This is a genomic window from Nonomuraea fastidiosa, from assembly GCF_042751225.1.
Classification (GTDB): Bacteria; Actinomycetota; Actinomycetes; order Streptosporangiales; family Streptosporangiaceae; genus Nonomuraea; species Nonomuraea fastidiosa.
This window is the reverse complement of the sequence record NZ_CP170570.1, coordinates 2,054,525-2,069,690: the sequence shown is the minus strand read 5'-3', so window position 1 is coordinate 2,069,690 and position 15,166 is coordinate 2,054,525. Positions and strand designations below refer to the sequence as shown.

The 15,166-nt window shown below is 70.4% G+C and carries 13 protein-coding genes and 1 pseudogene; 4 read left to right on the top strand and 10 right to left on the bottom strand.

From position 1 onward, the window contains the following. Positions 1–59: 59 nt before the first annotated feature. Positions 60–1,451 carry a sigma 54-interacting transcriptional regulator gene (locus ACFMQL_RS09290; RefSeq protein ID WP_364069704.1) on the bottom strand — a complete coding sequence of 464 codons (1,392 nt, stop codon included), beginning with the start codon at positions 1,449–1,451 and terminating at the stop codon, positions 60–62. A 171-nt stretch (positions 1,452–1,622) separates the two neighbouring features. Between ACFMQL_RS09290 and ACFMQL_RS09285 the strand changes: the two genes are divergently transcribed. Next, positions 1,623–2,798, top strand: a complete 1,176-nt coding sequence (locus ACFMQL_RS09285; protein ID WP_364069706.1) for an FIST N-terminal domain-containing protein — start codon at positions 1,623–1,625, stop codon at positions 2,796–2,798. Between the two features lie 132 nt (positions 2,799–2,930). On the opposite strand, the gene ACFMQL_RS09280 is transcribed toward ACFMQL_RS09285, so the two are convergent. The 5 genes and pseudogenes from ACFMQL_RS09280 to hppD form a co-directional block, all read right to left on the bottom strand. Then, positions 2,931–3,614, bottom strand: coding sequence for a hypothetical protein (locus tag ACFMQL_RS09280; RefSeq protein WP_364069708.1), 684 nt, complete (start codon positions 3,612–3,614; stop codon positions 2,931–2,933). A gap of 53 nt (positions 3,615–3,667) precedes the next feature. Further along, positions 3,668–4,213 (bottom strand): RNA polymerase sigma factor, encoded by a 546-nt coding sequence (locus ACFMQL_RS09275; protein ID WP_364069710.1) that lies wholly within the window; start codon positions 4,211–4,213, stop codon positions 3,668–3,670. A gap of 84 nt (positions 4,214–4,297) precedes the next feature. After that, positions 4,298–5,707, bottom strand: a complete 1,410-nt coding sequence (locus tag ACFMQL_RS09270) for a M1 family metallopeptidase (RefSeq protein WP_378785248.1) — start codon at positions 5,705–5,707, stop codon at positions 4,298–4,300. A gap of 68 nt (positions 5,708–5,775) precedes the next feature. After that, a pseudogene (locus ACFMQL_RS09265) lies at positions 5,776–5,952 on the bottom strand (RDD family protein); the annotation flags it as partial. A 177-nt stretch (positions 5,953–6,129) separates the two neighbouring features. Then, positions 6,130–7,239, bottom strand: a complete 1,110-nt coding sequence (hppD, locus tag ACFMQL_RS09260; RefSeq protein WP_378785246.1) for a 4-hydroxyphenylpyruvate dioxygenase — start codon at positions 7,237–7,239, stop codon at positions 6,130–6,132. 103 nt (positions 7,240–7,342) lie between these two features. Between hppD and ACFMQL_RS09255 the strand changes: the two genes are divergently transcribed. Both ACFMQL_RS09255 and ACFMQL_RS09250 read left to right on the top strand, forming a co-directional pair. Continuing rightward, the gene (locus tag ACFMQL_RS09255) at positions 7,343–7,828 is read left to right on the top strand and encodes an Lrp/AsnC family transcriptional regulator (protein ID WP_378785244.1); all 486 of its coding nucleotides are present in this window, start codon (positions 7,343–7,345) and stop codon (positions 7,826–7,828) included. A gap of 116 nt (positions 7,829–7,944) precedes the next feature. Next, a complete protein-coding gene (locus ACFMQL_RS09250) occupies positions 7,945–10,092 on the top strand; it encodes a transglycosylase domain-containing protein (protein ID WP_378785243.1) in 2,148 nt (715 codons plus the stop codon). Between the two features lie 100 nt (positions 10,093–10,192). Here the strand turns inward: ACFMQL_RS09250 and ACFMQL_RS09245 are convergent, their stop codons facing one another. Beyond that, on the bottom strand, positions 10,193–12,154 hold the full coding sequence (locus tag ACFMQL_RS09245; RefSeq protein WP_364069124.1) for a thioredoxin domain-containing protein: 1,962 nt from the start codon (positions 12,152–12,154) through the stop codon (positions 10,193–10,195). 365 nt (positions 12,155–12,519) lie between these two features. Between ACFMQL_RS09245 and ACFMQL_RS09240 the strand changes: the two genes are divergently transcribed. Further along, complete coding sequence (locus ACFMQL_RS09240) at positions 12,520–13,668, top strand: hypothetical protein (RefSeq protein ID WP_378785241.1); 1,149 nt, start codon at positions 12,520–12,522, stop codon at positions 13,666–13,668. A gap of 6 nt (positions 13,669–13,674) precedes the next feature. On the opposite strand, the gene ACFMQL_RS09235 is transcribed toward ACFMQL_RS09240, so the two are convergent. From ACFMQL_RS09235 to mca, 3 genes are read right to left on the bottom strand one after another with little or no spacing between them, the layout of a single operon-like run. Continuing rightward, positions 13,675–13,956 (bottom strand): GNAT family N-acetyltransferase, encoded by a 282-nt coding sequence (locus ACFMQL_RS09235; RefSeq protein ID WP_364068785.1) that lies wholly within the window; start codon positions 13,954–13,956, stop codon positions 13,675–13,677. Next, the gene (locus tag ACFMQL_RS09230) at positions 13,957–14,211 is read right to left on the bottom strand and encodes a hypothetical protein (RefSeq protein ID WP_364068787.1); all 255 of its coding nucleotides are present in this window, start codon (positions 14,209–14,211) and stop codon (positions 13,957–13,959) included. It lies immediately after the preceding gene. A 34-nt stretch (positions 14,212–14,245) separates the two neighbouring features. Beyond that, positions 14,246–15,133 (bottom strand): mycothiol conjugate amidase Mca, encoded by an 888-nt coding sequence (gene mca / locus ACFMQL_RS09225; RefSeq protein ID WP_364068789.1) that lies wholly within the window; start codon positions 15,131–15,133, stop codon positions 14,246–14,248. Positions 15,134–15,166: the final 33 nt, after the last annotated feature.

Sequence of the window (15,166 nt, the reverse complement as noted above, 5' to 3'; positions counted from 1 at the left end):
GTCTCCCCCGGCGAAGTGAACGAACTCACCCCGTTTGACGCGGGAGACCGCCCGCTTGTTCACGTCCGGTAAACGGTCATCCCGTCAAGATCTTCCTTGGACAGCCGCCGCATCAGGTAAAGACCTTCGAGCGCGAACTCCAGAGCCGCCGCCGCGTGCCCGGGTGACTCCTCGCCCTCGCCCATGCCGAGCCGCGACATGATCTTGGCGAGCCCGGCCACAGGACCGATGCGGGTCAGCAGCTCGCGGGCGGGCACCAGCTCGCCCGACTCCACTTGGTTGCCCTCGGCGAACTTGTCGGTCACCGCCGACAGGTCCATGCCGCCCAGCCGGCTCCTGAACGTCTCGGCCGTCGCCCGGCGCAGCAGGTGGGCCAGGATCTCGGTCTCCCTGCCCTCCTCGCTGACCTCGAACTCCACCTTGCCGCGCAGGCTGTGGACCACGCAGCCGAGGTCGACCACGCGGGTGACCGGCTGGTCCTCGCCCGCGATGGCGGCGCGGCGCACCGCCGAGGCGGCCGCGGTCTCGGCGGCGGCGATCGAGAAGCGGGCCGACACGCCGGACCTGGCGTCCACCGCCGTCGACTCGCGGACGAGCCGGGTGAAGCGGGCGATCACCTCGATCAGGTGCTCGGGGACGTCGGCTCCGATGTCCGGCATGGACTCCTGGCGGATCAGCCGCAGCTCGTCCTCGACCGTCAGCGGGTAGTGGGTGCGGATCTCGGCGCCGAACCGGTCCTTGAGCGGCGTGATGATCCGGCCCCTGTTGGTGTAGTCCTCGGGGTTGGCGCTGGCGATGAGCAGCAGGTCGAGCGGCAGGCGCAGGTTGTAGCCGCGCACCTGGACGTCGCGCTCCTCCAGCACGTTGAGCAGCGACACCTGGATGCGCTCTGCCAGGTCGGGCAGCTCGTTGACGGAGAAGATGCCGCGGTTGGTGCGGGGCACCAGGCCGTAGTGGACCGTTTCAGGGTCGCCGAGCCGGCGCCCTTCAGCGATCTTGATGGGGTCGACGTCACCGATCAGGTCGCCCACGGAGGTGTCGGGAGTGGCGAGCTTCTCACCGTAGCGGTCGTCGCGGTGCTTCCACGCCACCGGCAACTCCTCACCCAGCTCGCGCGCCAGAGCCTTGCAGCGGGTGCAGGCCGGTGCGTACGGGTGGTCGTTGATCTCGCAGCCCTCGATCACCGGCGTCCACTCGTCGAGCAGGCCCGCGATCGTACGGATGAGCCGGGTCTTGCCCTGACCGCGCTCGCCCAGCAGAACCAGGTCGTGCCCGGCGAGCAGCGCCCGCTCGAGGTGGGGCAGGACGGTGTCGTCGAAGCCCACGATGCCGGGGAAACGGGGCTCACCCGCCCGCAGCTTGGCCAGCAGGTTTTCCCGGATCTCGGCTTTGACGCTGCGATGAACGTGGCCGCTCTCTCGCAACTCGCGGAGAATTCGTGGCTGTTGCACGGGATCGAGACTACGTCCCCTGCGCGGAATGTGGCAGAGACTTTCGCACCTGGCGGAGATTTCGGATCTTGACTATTAGGTGACGGTTCGTGCGCGTGCTTGTCCCTTTAGTGGGGAGAATCGGGCCTAGGGAACTTGGACATGTCGAGGGAGGCGAGTTCCGTGGCCTTGATGACAAGCCGCATCGCCGACGGCCTCGCCGTGGGTTCCGACCTGGTGGAGGCCGCGGAGAACGCCGTCGGCCAGGCACTGTCGAGGCTCAGCGGCCAAGCAGATCTGGTCTGCTTCTTCATTTGCGGCGACGACCCCGATGACGTCGCCAGGGCCGGCGAGGCCGCGATGAAACTCGCGCCCGAGGCGCACGTCATCGGGTGCAGTGCCACCGGAGTGATCGGTGACGGCCAGGGGGTGGAGCTCACGCCCTCCGTCAGCGCGCTGGCGGCGACCTTGGAAGGCGCGCGGCTCACCACGTTCGCGCTGGAGACCCTGGCCGCCGAGGACCGGTTCGTGGTCGTGGGGCTGCCCGAGCGGAGCCCGGACGACCACGTGGCGATCCTGCTCGCCGACCCGTACAGCTTCCCGACCGACGCCTTCGTGGAGCGCTCGGCCGACGTGCTCGGCGAGCTGCCGCTCATCGGCGGGCTGGCCAACGGGCTGCAGGGACGCGGCTCCGTACGCCTCTTCGCCGACGGCGAGATCTACACCGAGGGCGCCATCGGCGTGATCCTCAGCGGACCCATCAAGATCAGCACCGTGGTGAGCCAGGGCTGCCGCCCGATCGGCCCCAGCATGGTCGTCACCGCGGCCGAGGACAACCTGCTGCTCGAACTCGCCGGCCAGCCCGCGCTCGCCCGCCTTGAGGACATCGTCAGCGACCTGGACGAGGACGACCGCGAGCTGGTCGCCTCCGGGCTGCAGATCGGCCTCGCCATGGACGAGTACGCAGAGCGCCACGAACGCGGCGACTTCCTCATCCGCGGCGTCATCGGCATCGACCCCGACAGGGAGGCCGTCGCCATCGGCGACATCGCCGAGGTCGGCAGGACCGTACGCTTCCAGGTCCGCGACGCCGCCACCGCCGACGAGGACCTCTACGACCTGCTCGACGCCCACCGCGAGGAGATCGGCAAGGTGGACGGGGCGCTGCTGTTCTCCTGCAACGGCCGCGGCTCGGCCATGTTCGGCACCTCCGACCACGACGCCGTGGCGCTGCGCGACACGCTGGGCCCGATCGGCGTGGCCGGCTTCTTCGCCGCCGGCGAGGTCGGCCCGGTCGCGGGGCACAACCACGTCCACGGCTTCACGGCCTCCGTCCTGGTCTTCTCCAGCACGTCGAGCAGCCCGTGACGGCGCGCCCGCGCGCAGGTGCGGCAGAGAACCGCCGGCCTGCCGCATCGGGAGCCCAGGAGTGCGGCGGGCCGGCGGGTCCGGTGCCCCCTGGCTGCTCGGGAAAAGGGGGGCACCGGGTGACAGAGCCGGTCAGGGGTTCTTGGTGGCGGTGATGGTGGGGCCGTCGCCCGGCTGGATCTGAGAGGTCTGCGGGCCGTCCTCAGGACCCTTGAACCGCTCGACGGTGCTGCCGTCGGACGGCTTCTGCTCGCCCTTCTCGTCCTGCGTCTTCTCCGTGGTGTGGCCGTCGGCGGGCGGCGCCTGCGGAGCGGAGGTGGGCTCGCACTCCGACACCGGCCCCTGGACGATCTCCATGGCCGTGGCCGACGGTGGCGCCGAGTCGCCATCGGCGCTCTTGGTGACGGCCAGGACCAGCGTGAACCCTTCGGGCACCTGCCCCTTTTCGATCTCGAAGGCGATGCCTTCGCCGTTCCTGCGGATGGCGGTCGCGAACCCGCTTCCGGGGTCGCCGTGCTCGCCGCGCGGCCCCTTGCAGGTCTGCCCCTCGGGCAGGTAGTCGACCCGCGCGGTGACGCCGGCCGCGGCCAGCTCGCGTTCGAGCCCTTCGGGGTCGGTGAAGGAGTGGATCCGCACGCTGACCCCGCCGTCGGCGGACGTGCTCACCGCGTACGCCGGTTCACCGCCGACACCGCCCAGCACGACCGCCACCGCCGTGGAGGCCGCCGCGACCCCCGCCACCGCGGCGGCGAGCCCCACCAGCCGGCGCGAGCGCCGCGCGGGCGCGGGTGCCACGGTCGTCGTCCCGTTCGCCATCCGAGTCCTCATTTCGTCCTTGAGTGCACTGAGAAGGCGGTCCTCGAAGTTGCTCATGTCTGTCCTTCCAGGTACACGGCCGATGGCGAGGCGACGTTCGAGAGGGCACGTCTGGCCCGGTGGAGCCTGACCCGTGCGGTCACCTGCCTGATGCCCAGTGCCGCCGCGGCCTCCGAGACGGTGAGCTGGTCGATCGCGACCAGCTCCAGCACCGCCCGCTCGCCCTCGGGAAGGTCCGCCATGGCCTCCAGGGCGGCGCGCATCTGCCGTTCGGCGTCGATGCGCTCCTCCATCCTGGCCAGGTCGTCGTCGTCCATCAGGCGGCGGCCGGCGATGCGCCCCGTGGCCCTGGCCTCCCTGGCCGCCTTGCGGTGCTGCGCCGACACGACGTTGCGCGCGATGCCGAACAGCCAGGCGACCTCGCTGCCCCGGCCGGGGCGGTAGGTGTCCGCCGAGTCGAGGACCGCCAGGAAGACATCCGCCGTGAGGTCCGCCGCCATGTGGGGGTCGCTGACCCGGCGGACCACGAATCTCTGGACGGCGTCGACGTGGCGGCGATAGAAGCCTTCAAAGGCCCCAGGGTCTTCGTTGAGGCGCACTGGCCTCGCTCCCTTCGTCGTTCGCCCTTACACCTCTTCTTGGACCGAGCGACGGAGAGCGTTTCGGGGCCGTGGAACGGGCCGTCAGGCGGGGCGTTCGGGCCGGAAGAGCCAGGCGTCGAAGAGCGGGTCGAGGTCTTTGCCCGACAGCCGCTCGGCGAGGTCGATGAACTGCTCGGTGGTGACGTTGCCGTACCGATGTTCGGACGTCCAGGCTCTGAGCAGCGTAAAGAACGTCTCGTCGCCGATGGCCTTGCGCAGCGCGTGGAGCGTCATGCCGCCGCGGGTGTAGACGGACTGGTTGAACAGATCGTCAGGCTTGGCGCGGCCGGGCGGGTAGGCCCACATGGGGTCGGACGCGGGACGCGCGTGGAGCTCGTTGAACGTGGCCTCGGCGGTCTTCTTGCCCTTGTGCTCCGACCACAGCCACTCGGCGTAGGTGGCGAAGCCCTCGTTGAGCCAGAGGTCCTTCCATCGCTTGATGGTCAGGCTGTTGCCGAACCACTGGTGCGCCAGCTCGTGCGCGATGATCGCCTCGTCGGGCGCGAAGCCGCCGTACAGGGGCTTGGTCTGATTCTCCAGGGCGTAGCCGGCGGAGTAGTCGTCGACGATGCCGCCGGTGGAGGAGAACGGGTAGGGGCCGAAGACCGTCGCCCAGTAGTCGGTGATCTCGGCGGACCTGGTGTAGAGGGCGTCGAGCGAGCGCTTGAACCTGGGGTCGGTGGCGGCGAGCGCGGGGATGCCGGAGGCGGTCTTGCCCTGGCGCAGCTCGAACTTGCCGAGCGTGGCCGTGGCGAGGTAGGTGGCCATGGGGTGGCGCTCGCTCCACCGGTAGGTCGTCTTGCCGCCCTTGGTGGTGGGCTCGGCGGTCATCTCGCCGTTGGCCAGCGCGGTCACCCCGGCGGGCACGGTGATGGTGAAGTCGAACGTGGCCTTGTCGGCGGGATGGTCGTTGGCCGGAAACCAGGTCTTGGAGCCATTGGGCTCCGAGGCCACGAAGGCGCCGTCGGAGGTGGGGATGAAGCCGTACGTGCCGAGGTTGGCGCTGTCGTTGGCGGGCCTCGGCCGGCCGGAGTAGGTGACCTTGACCGTGAAATCGGAGCGCGCGGTGATCATCTTCGCCGGGCGCACCGTCAGCTCGTCGCCCTGCCGGGAGAAGGTGGCGGGAGCGCCGTCCACGGTGATGCCGCGCACGTGCAGGCCGGTGAAGTCGAGATTGAAGCGGATGAGGTCTTGGGTGGCCGCGGCGCGGATGGTGGCGACGCCGTCGAGCCGCTTGTCGGCGGGAGAGTAGTCGACGGCGAGGTCATAGTGGGCGACGTCGTAGCCGCCGTTGCCGTCGTTCGGGAAGTCGGGGTCGCCGATGCCGGCGGCCCCCACGCGCTCTTCCGCGATGACGGAGTTGCCGGCCGGTGGTGGCTCGTCGCCGGGTGAACAGGCGACCAGCGTGGTGAGCGCCGCGACCACGGCCAGCCCGCCCCTGGCGAAACGCATACGAGCCCCCTTCGCATCGTGACCAGAATATTACGCTGAGTAAGGAGCTGGATGAGCGCGCTTTCGACGGCCTGACGGACGGCCGCCTGCCCCACACCCATCCTGCCGTCGCCCTTCTGCGCGACACGGATGCCGAAGAGTTTCTTGCCCAGACTCTGACCGTCCCAGAACGCGTACAGGAGCCAGAAATAGAGAAAGGCCGCAGACCGGCGAAGAAGGTGTGCCCCGCGGGATGACGCGCCCATACGCCGCCGTTCCAGACGCCGTCCCGGCCGGTGTGGCCGAAGGGGGCGGTGACGACGTCGATGATGAGCCGGTCGAGTGCGCCGGCGGACGGCCGTCGCCGGCGCCCCGCCGGCCCGGTGGCGGCGGTCCCACGCTCGGTGGACGACCGCCGCCTTTCAGCGGAAACGGGGGGCGGACTAGAGGTTGCCCCTGCGTTCCTGCTCCCGCTCGATGGCCTCGAACAGCGCCTTGAAGTTGCCCTTGCCGAAGCCGAGCGAGCCGTGCCGCTCGATGAGCTCGAAGAAGACCGTGGGCCTGTCCTGCACCGGCTCGGTGAAGATCTGCAGCAGGTAGCCGTCCTCGTCGCGGTCCACGAGGATCCTGCGCTTCTTCAGCTCCTCGATCGGCACCCGTACCTGCCCGATGCGCTCGCGCAGCTCGGGATCGTCGTAGTACGAGTCGGGCGTGTCGAGGAAGCGCACCCCGTTCGCCCGCATGTGGTCGACGGTGGTGAGGATGTCGTTGGTGGCGAGCGCGATGTGCTGCACGCCGGGACCGCCGTAGTACTCCAGGTACTCGTCGATCTGCGACTTCCTGCGGCTGACCGCCGGCTCGTTGAGCGGGAACTTCACCTTGCGGCTGCCGTCGGCGACCACCTTCGACATCAGCGCGGAGTACTCGGTGGCGATGTCGTCGCCGATGAACTCCGCCATGTTGGTGAAGCCCATGACCTTGCGGTAGAACTCCACCCACTCGTCCATCTTGCCCAGCTCGACGTTGCCGACGCAGTGGTCGATCGCCTGGAAGAGCCGGCCGTTCTTCGTGGCGGGCGGTGCGACCAGCGGCTCGGCGGCCACGTAGCCGGGCAGGTAGGGCCCGCCGTAGTTGGACCTGTCGATCAGGGTGTGCCGGGTCTCGCCGTACGTGGCGATCGCCGCGATCATCACCTTGCCGTGTTCGTCCTCCACCGTGTACGGCTCCGTCAGCCCCTTGGCGCCGTTCGCGACGGCGTGGGCGTAGGCGGCCTCCACGTCGGGCACCTGCAGTGCCAGGTCGATCACGCCGTCACCGTGCGCGGCCACGTGCCGTGCCAGGTCGGTGCCCGGCCGCAGCGAGCCGCGGAACTCGAAGACGGCGCTGCCCGAGGTCAGCACGTACGCGGCCGTGTCCCTGTCGCCGTTCTCCGGGCCGCGGTATGCCACCAGCCGCATGCCGAACGCGGTCGAGTAGTAGTGGGCCGCCTGCCGGGCGTTGCCGACGGCGAACACCACGGCGTCCATGCCATTGACAGGAAAGACATCGCTCATACCCCCAACTGTCGATTTCCCTGGACGAGTTGCGCAAGAGTTACCTGAATGAGTGCACAATCTGCCTAGTCGATAGCCGGAACGACCGGTAAATCTGTACAGCATGACGATCGACGAACTCGACGCCCGCCTCATCGCCCTGCTCGCGGCCGAGCCCAGGCTCGGCGTGCTGGAGTGCTCGCGCCGTCTGGGCGTGGCGCGCGGCGCGGTGCAGGCCAGGCTCGACCGCCTCATGGACCGGGGCGTGATCACCGGTTTCGGCCCCGACGTGTCGCCCGCCGCGCTGGGCTACGGCGTGACCGCGTTCGTGACGCTGGAGATCAGGCAGGTGGCCGGGCACGACCCGGTGGCCGACCGGCTCGCGGCGATTCCTGAGGTTCTGGAAGTGCATACGATCACCGGCGACAGTGATCTTCTCTGTCGCGTGGTGGCGCGGACGAACGCCGATTTGCAGCGCGTTATCGATTTGATCGTCGATGTACGAGGCGTACTCCGGACTAATTCGATCATCGCCCTTGACACGCCGGTTCCCTACCGAGTGCTGCCTTTGGTCGCCGATGTTCCGCGTCGCGAGGGCGGGCGGTCGTAGTATCGCTAGGGATGAGGCACCGTTGAGGATCGTTTACCCTTGGCATTCGCCCAGCTTGCGGGGGTTGGGCGAGGCTCGACGAGGGGGGTGGCCGAGGGGTGCGGAGTGGCAAGGGAATGCGAAAGCGGCGGATTCTCCGAATAGTCCTGATATCCGGTGGCGCGGCAATCCTCGTACTCGCCGGGCTATTCGCCGTCGCGTGGGCGCTGACCCCCATTCCCGACGAGACGCAGAAGCAGGCGACCGCGCAGGGTTCGGTGATCTATTACCGCGACGGAAAGACCGTGCTCGCCCGGCAGGGCGTCGATCGCCGCCGCGTCGATCTGTCCCAGGTGCCCAAGCACGTACGCGAGGCCGTCATCGCCGCCGAGAACCGCTCGTTCTACGAGGACGCCGGCGTGTCGATCAAGGGCACCGCGCGGGCCGTCTGGTCCACCATCACCGGCCGCCAGCTCCAGGGCGGCTCCACCATCACCCAGCAGCTCGTCCGCAACTACTACAGCGGCCTGAGCCAAGAGCGCTCCATCACCCGCAAGTTCAAAGAGATCCTCATCGCGATGAAGGTCGACCAGTCCAAGTCGAAGGACTGGGTGCTGGAGCAGTACCTCAACACGATCTACTTCGGCCGGGGCGCCAACGGCATCCAGTCGGCCGCCCGCGCCTACTTCGGCAAGGACGTCGAGAAGCTCACCGTCGCCGAGGGCGCCTACCTGGCGGCGGTGATCCAGCAGCCCAGCCGCTTCGCCGACCCCAAGGGCTCCGACCTCGCGGCGGCCAAGGCCCGCTGGCAGTCGGTGATCAAGGCGATGGGCCAGACCGGCGCGCTGGCTCCGGAGCAGGTGGCCGCACAGCGCTTCCCCGAGCTGGCCGAGCCGAAGAAGCCGTTCGAGCTCAAGGGCCAGGCCCAGTACATGCTCGAACAGGTCACCGCCGAGCTCAACCGGCGCGGCTACACCGACGAGGACATCAACAGCGGCGGCCTCAAGATCGTCACGACCTTCGACAAGAAGCTCATGCAGGCCGCCAAGCGGGCGGTCGACGAGGTGCTGCCCGACAACACGCCGAAGAAGGTGCGCACCGGGCTCGCCGCCGTCGATCCCGCCACGGGCGAGGTCGTGGCCTTCTACGGCGGCAAGCCGTCGCAGTCGAAGTACTACGACAGCGCGTTCTCGGCCAAGGTCATGGCCGGATCGACGTTCAAGCCGTACACGCTGGCCGCCGCGCTCGACAACGGCTTCGACCTGTCCACCAGGGTCAACGGCAACTCGCCGCTGCGGGTCGCCTCGGCCCCGCAGGCCATACCCAACGACGGCGGACGCTCCTACGGGCAGATCGACCTCGTCGCCGCCACCCAGAACTCCGTCAACACCGCCTTCGTCGATCTCGGCCAGAAGGTCGGGCTCGACAAGGTGGCCAAGGTCGCCGAGGCCGCCGGCATCCCCGCATCGCAGCTCGAGCAGCACAAGAACGCCGCCGCCTTCCCGCTCGGCGTGGCCTCCGTCAGCGCCGTCCAGAACGCCTCGGGCTTCTCCACGTTCGCCAACAAGGGCGTGCACATGGAGGCTCACGTGGTGAAGTCGGTGACCGACGCCGAAGGCCGCGAGCAGGTCGTCGAGCCGGTCGCCACGCGGGTGGTCAGCGAGCAGGCCGCCGCCGACACCACGTACGCGATGCAGCAGGTGGTCAAGTACGGCACCGGCACCGCGGCCCGCCTCTACGACCGCCCGGTCGCCGGCAAGACCGGCACCACCGACGACTCGAAGTCCGTCTGGTTCAACGGCTTCACGCCGCAGCTCGCGGTCGCGGTCGACATGTTCCGCGACGACAACGCCACCGTCACCATCCCCGGCTACGGCACCCAGTTCGGCGGCCAGCTCCCCGCGCAGATCTGGCGGGCGTTCATGACCGAGGCGATGGCGGGCAAGCCCGTCGAGGAGTTCCCCGAGCCGTCCGACTACGGCTGGTCGTCCGGCTACTCCGAGCCCGACCACGACCGTGACGAGCCCAGGCAGGACTACACGCCGCCGGTCGAGCCCGACTGGGACCGGCCCGAGCCCGACCCCGAGATGCCGTTCCCCGACGACCCGACGCAGGACGAGCGGCAGCAGCCCGACGACCTCGGCCGCTCCGGCGAGCCGCCGGTCGAGACGGGGCCGCCGGAGCTCGACGAGCCCGACCAGCCGTCCATCCAGGAGGACGAGCGCCTCCAGGAGGGCCGCCCGCAGGACACCGGCCGCGGCCGCGAACGCCAGCCCACGGCCTGACCCGGGCGGGCCCGCAGCGGCGGCCGTGACGGCTGGGTGCGAAGCCGCTGTGACGGCTTGCTGAGCCGCGTCCTTGCGGCGGCGGATGGGGGCAGCCCGGTCAACCCGTCAGTTGCGCCTCGAGCTCTTCGACGGTCGTCACCGGCATCCGGCACGTGAAGTCCCTGCACACGTACGCCGCGGGCGCGCCGCCGACCAAGTCGCGGCCCTCCAGCAGGGCGGGGTAGCCGTCGCCGCCCGGCCGGCCGAGCGCCACCACCAGGCCGGGCGCGCCGGACAGCAACGCCGCGCGGTGCAGCTCGCGCGTGCGCGGATCGTCATCGGGCCCCACCACCGCGACCTCCACCGGCCCCGACAGCGCCGCACGCGCCACGGCCAGCCCCCACCCGGCGAACCTGGCGTGCCCGGGGGCCAGCACCGACACCGTGCCCAGAGCCGCCTGCGCGGCCACGCGGTGCCGGGCCGAGCCGGTCAGCGCGGCGTACGACAGCAGCGCCCCCGCGGCCGCGTACTGGCCTGAGGGGGTGGCGTTGTCGGTCGGGTCCTGCGGCCGCTGGAAGAGCCGCTCGGCGTCGTCGGCGGTGTCGTAGAAGCCGCCGGTGCCGTCGGCGAACTTGTCGAGCACGGTGTCCAGCAGCGAGCCCGCCAGCCGCAGCCACTTGGTCTCGCCGGTGACGCCGTAGAGGGTGATCAGGCCCTCGGCGACGTCGCCGTAGTCCTCGAGCACGCCCGCGTTGCCGCCGGGCCGGCCGCCCTTGGACGTGCGCAGCAGCCGCCCGCCGTCGATGTGGACGCGTTCAAGCAGCTCGGCCGCCGCCGTGGCCGCCTCCACCAGGTCGGGCCGGTCGAAGGCGACGCCGGTCTCGGCCAGAGCCGCAATGGCCAGGCCGTTCCACGCGGCCACCACCTTGTCGTCACGGCCCGGCCGCACCCGCCGCTCGCGGGCGGCCAGCAGCCTCGCCCGGACGCCGGCGTAGCGTTCCGGGTCCTCGGGGTCGCGCAGGAGCTGCAGCACCGACCTCCCGTGCTCGAACGTGCCCTGCGGCGTCACCTCGAACAGCCCGGCCGCCCACCGGCCGTCGTCGTCGCCGAGCACCTCGCGCAGCTCGTCCGGTGTCCAGACGTAGAACTTGCCCTCCTCGCCCTCGCTGTCGGCGTCGAGCGCGGAGGCGAAGCCGCCCTCGGGAGTGCGCAGCTCGCGCAGCATCCAGCCGGCGGTCTCCAGCGCCACCCGCCTGGCGAGCTCGCCGCCGCCCTCGCGCCACCAGTGTGTGTAGACGCGCAGCAGCAGGGCGTTGTCGTAGAGCATCTTCTCGAAGTGCGGCACCACCCACATGTTGTCCACGCTGTAGCGGGCGAAGCCGCCGCCGAGCTGGTCGTACATGCCGCCGCGGGCCATCGCCTCCAGCGTCTTGCCGCTCATCTCGCGCTCGCCCGAGCGCAGCAGGAACTCCAGCACCATCGACGGCGGGAACTTGGGCGCCGCGCCGAACCCGCCGTGGGCCGCATCGAACGACTCCCGCAGGTTGGCCACGGCCTGCCGCAGCGTCTCCTCCGACGGCAGCGGCCCGCTGGGCAGCGAGGCCTGCGCGTTCAGCGCCTCGACGACCTTGGCGCCCTGGGCGAGCACGGTCTCGCGGTCGCCCGTCCAGACCCGGTGCACCTCCTGCAGCAGGCGGCGGAACTGCGGGCGCGGGAAGTAGGTGCCGCAGTAGAACGGGTGGCCGTCGGGCGTCGCGAACACCGTCATCGGCCAGCCGCCCTGCTGGGTCATGGCCTGGGTGGCGTTCATGTAGACGGCGTCCACGTCGGGACGCTCCTCGCGGTCGACCTTGACGTTGACGAAGTGCGCGTTCATCAACTCGGCCGTCTCTTGGTCCTCGAAGCTCTCGTGGGCCATGACGTGACACCAGTGACACGCCGAATATCCGACGCTGATCAGCAGCGGGACGTCGCGGCGGCGGGCCTCCGCGAACGCCTCCTCGCCCCACGGGAACCAGTCGACAGGGTTGCCCGCGTGCTGCAGCAGGTAGGGGCTCGTCGCGTCCTTCAAGCGGTTCATCATGACCTCCACGGCCCACACTAGACGGCCCGATCACCCTCCCCCTTCCCCACAACCCCTCCTCCCTGCCCCCGCTTCAGGTCGCCGGTCCCTTCCGCCGCCCTGCCGCAGTCTCGGGCCGTCGGCCGTCTCCGCCGCCTGACGCCGACCACCCTCCCTCGTGGCGACCTCCGCCCCGCCTCCTGGCGGGGCCTCCGCCGTCGGCGCTTCCAGCCGACCACCCTTGTCGGTCTGGTGGTGTGTGGGTGTGCTCGCGGGTTCAGCGGTCGGTGGTGCGGTGGGTGCGGCCGGTTCCGTGGGCTCGGCGGCGGGTGGCCGGGGCGGTGGTCTGACGGGCGGTGGGCGGGCGGCGTAGGTTACGAGGGGTGGATATCGAGTACGTCTGCACGCATGCCGGCCGCCCCGTGACGGCCGTCACCCGCCGGGACGTGGCGCGCGCCCTGCTCGCCGTGCCCTCCGGCGTGGCCCTCGTGGCTCTGCCCGATCTGCGGCGCGCCATGGAAGCGGCGGGCAACCCCCTGTCCCCTCCCTTCTGGGAGTCCGCCAGAAGAACGCTCAGCGCCGTCGAGGCGGGTCTGGCGACGGCGGGGGACGTGCAGCGCTGGGTCGAGTCCACCGGCACCGAGCCGATCGTCCTGACGCCCTCGTACTTCATCTGGCCCGAGGAGGACGAGCGCGGGCCGGTGGCGACCGAGATGCACGCGAAGCTGGTCGCCTACCTGGAGGACAAGGTCGCGGCGGGGGAGATCGACCCCGACGCGCTGGCGGCCGGCGACGCCGAGGCGCGCACGGCGTACGAGGACCTTCAAGAACGCTGGCTGCGCACGCCGCAGCCCGACGGCCGGGTGCCGAGTGACGTGGTCATCGACGAGAAGGACCAGGAGCTGCTGCAGGACTCGCGGGTCGAGGACGAGATCGCGCTGACGGAGCTGCGCGGCGTACTCGCCAAGCTGCCCGTGCAGCCGGAGGCGCCGGTGGGGGAGCTGGCGGAGGCGGCGGCCAGGCTGCGCGCGCTGCTGGTCATGCCCGGCTACCCGGCGAACGTGCTGCGGGCCTGCTCCGGGCTGGACGACCGGCCGATGCCCGACGACGACGGGCTGCTCTGGCTGATGGTCGCGGCGGGCCTGGTGCGGCCGCTCGGCGACCTGCCGGAGGACGAGGACACGCTGGAGGAGTTCATCGACCTCGACGGTGAGCTGAGCGAGGAGGACATCGCGCTGGCCAACATCTGCGCGCTCCAGCACGGCGACTGGCTGACCGGGGTGGGCGAGCTGGTCAGGACGGGGCCGGGCGCGTCGGCATCGCCCGAGCGGATCGCGCAGTTGATCGCCGAGGCGGAGAAGGCCGAGGGCGACGTGCTGGACGAGGACGAGCTGCGCACCGTCGAGGAGCTGTTCACGTCGGTGGTGAGCATGTGGGCGCTGCTCGGCATCGTGGACGCCGACAACGCCCTGACCCCGCTGGGCTGGTGGGGCCTGCCCAGGGCGCTCAGGCTCGCCTGGGGCGACCGCTGACCCGGCCTAGCCGTCGACGAGCTCCTGAAACTCGGGGTGGCGCTCGATGTAGCGGGCGACGTACGGGCACTCCGGCTTGACCTTCAGCCCCGCGTCGGCGCCGGCCCGCAGGGCGTGAGCGACCAGCGCGGAGGCCAGCCCCTTGCCCTCGTAGGCGGGCTTGATCTCGGTGTGCAGGAAAATGATCTTGGTGGGCAGCAGGCGATAGGCGACGAAGCCGGCGACCTCCCCGTCCACGTGGATCTCGAAGCGGCTCTCCGCGGTGTTGTCGACGATCTCGTGGGTCATCTACGACCCGGCCTTGCCGTCGGCCTTCTTCGGCCCGGCCTTGGCGTCGCCCTTGGCGCCCGCCTTGGCCCCCGCGGTCTCCGCCTTCGAGGTCTCGGCCCCGCCTGCGGCCTGCTCGTCCTCGCGCGGCACCTCGATCTTCGACATCTGCTTGTTCATCGACTTGATCAGCCAATAGAGCGCGAAGCCGAGCAGGGCCACGACGACGAACCCGAGCAGACCCGGGCTGACTTCACCTGCTGCTAGAACGGTCACGACTCCAGTCTGCCACCGGGATGCGGTGGTCCGGTCAGTGGCAGGCCGGTTCGACCTCGTCGGCGTGGATGCCGGCGAACAGGTCGTCCTCGGGCAGCGAGGTCTCGACCAGCGAGCGCGCCAGGTGGTAGTCCTCGGTCGGCCAGATCTCCTGCTGCAGCTCGCGCGGGCAGACGAACCAGAAGCCGTCATCGGGGTCGACCTGGGTGGCGTGCGCCAGCAGGGCCTGGTCGCGGATCTCGAAGTAGTCGCCGCACGGCACGCGGGTGGTGACCGGCCACTTGGCCGGGCGGTCCTCCCAGCGGGCGATCCAGTCGGCGTACGGGGAGCCGAGGCCGCGCTCCATCATGGCCTCGTGCAGCGCCTCGAAGCGCTCCTTGGTGAAGCCCATGTGGTAGTAGAGCTTGAGCGGCTGCCACGGCTCGCCGGTGCCCGGGTAGCGGTCGGGGTCGCCGGCCGCCTCGAACGCCTCCACCGAGACCCGGTTGGTCATGATGTGGTCGGGGTGCGGGTAGCCGCCGTCGTCGTCGTACGTGATGATCACGTGCGGGCGGAACTCCCTGACCGCGGCCACCAGCGGCGCCGCCGCGTCCTCCAGCTTCTGCACGGCGAAGCAGCCCTCCGGCAGCGCCTCGTCCTCGCTCTCCGGCAGCCCGGAGTCGACGAAGCCCAGGAAACGCTGCTGCACGCCGAGGATCTCACGCGCCTTGGCCATCTCCGCCTTGCGCACCTCGGCGATGTTGGCCACGATCTCGGGCCGGTCCATCTTCTTGTTGAGCACGGATCCGCGCTCACCGCCCGTGCACGTACAGACCAGAACTTCCACACCCTCGCGCGCATAGCGCGCCATCGTGGCGGCGCCCTTGCTCGACTCGTCATCGGGGTGGGCGTGTACGGCCATCAGCCTCAACGGTGCACTCACGGGCTCGAAGCTCCTCAGTCACGGACCGGTCAC

Excerpts from the sequence above, each read along its gene's own strand:
- ACFMQL_RS09285 (WP_364069706.1), top strand. The coding sequence starts at position 1,623 with ATGACAAGCCGCATCGCCGACGGCCTCGCCGTGGGTTCCGACCTGGTG.
- ACFMQL_RS09280 (WP_364069708.1), bottom strand. The coding sequence starts at position 3,614 with ATGGCGAACGGGACGACGACCGTGGCACCCGCGCCCGCGCGGCGCTCG.
- ACFMQL_RS09270 (WP_378785248.1), bottom strand. The coding sequence starts at position 5,707 with ATGCGTTTCGCCAGGGGCGGGCTGGCCGTGGTCGCGGCGCTCACCACG.
- hppD (WP_378785246.1), bottom strand. The coding sequence starts at position 7,239 with ATGAGCGATGTCTTTCCTGTCAATGGCATGGACGCCGTGGTGTTCGCC.
- ACFMQL_RS09255 (WP_378785244.1), top strand. The coding sequence starts at position 7,343 with ATGACGATCGACGAACTCGACGCCCGCCTCATCGCCCTGCTCGCGGCC.
- ACFMQL_RS09250 (WP_378785243.1), top strand. The coding sequence starts at position 7,945 with ATGCGAAAGCGGCGGATTCTCCGAATAGTCCTGATATCCGGTGGCGCG.
- ACFMQL_RS09245 (WP_364069124.1), bottom strand. The coding sequence starts at position 12,154 with ATGAACCGCTTGAAGGACGCGACGAGCCCCTACCTGCTGCAGCACGCG.
- ACFMQL_RS09235 (WP_364068785.1), bottom strand. The coding sequence starts at position 13,956 with ATGACCCACGAGATCGTCGACAACACCGCGGAGAGCCGCTTCGAGATC.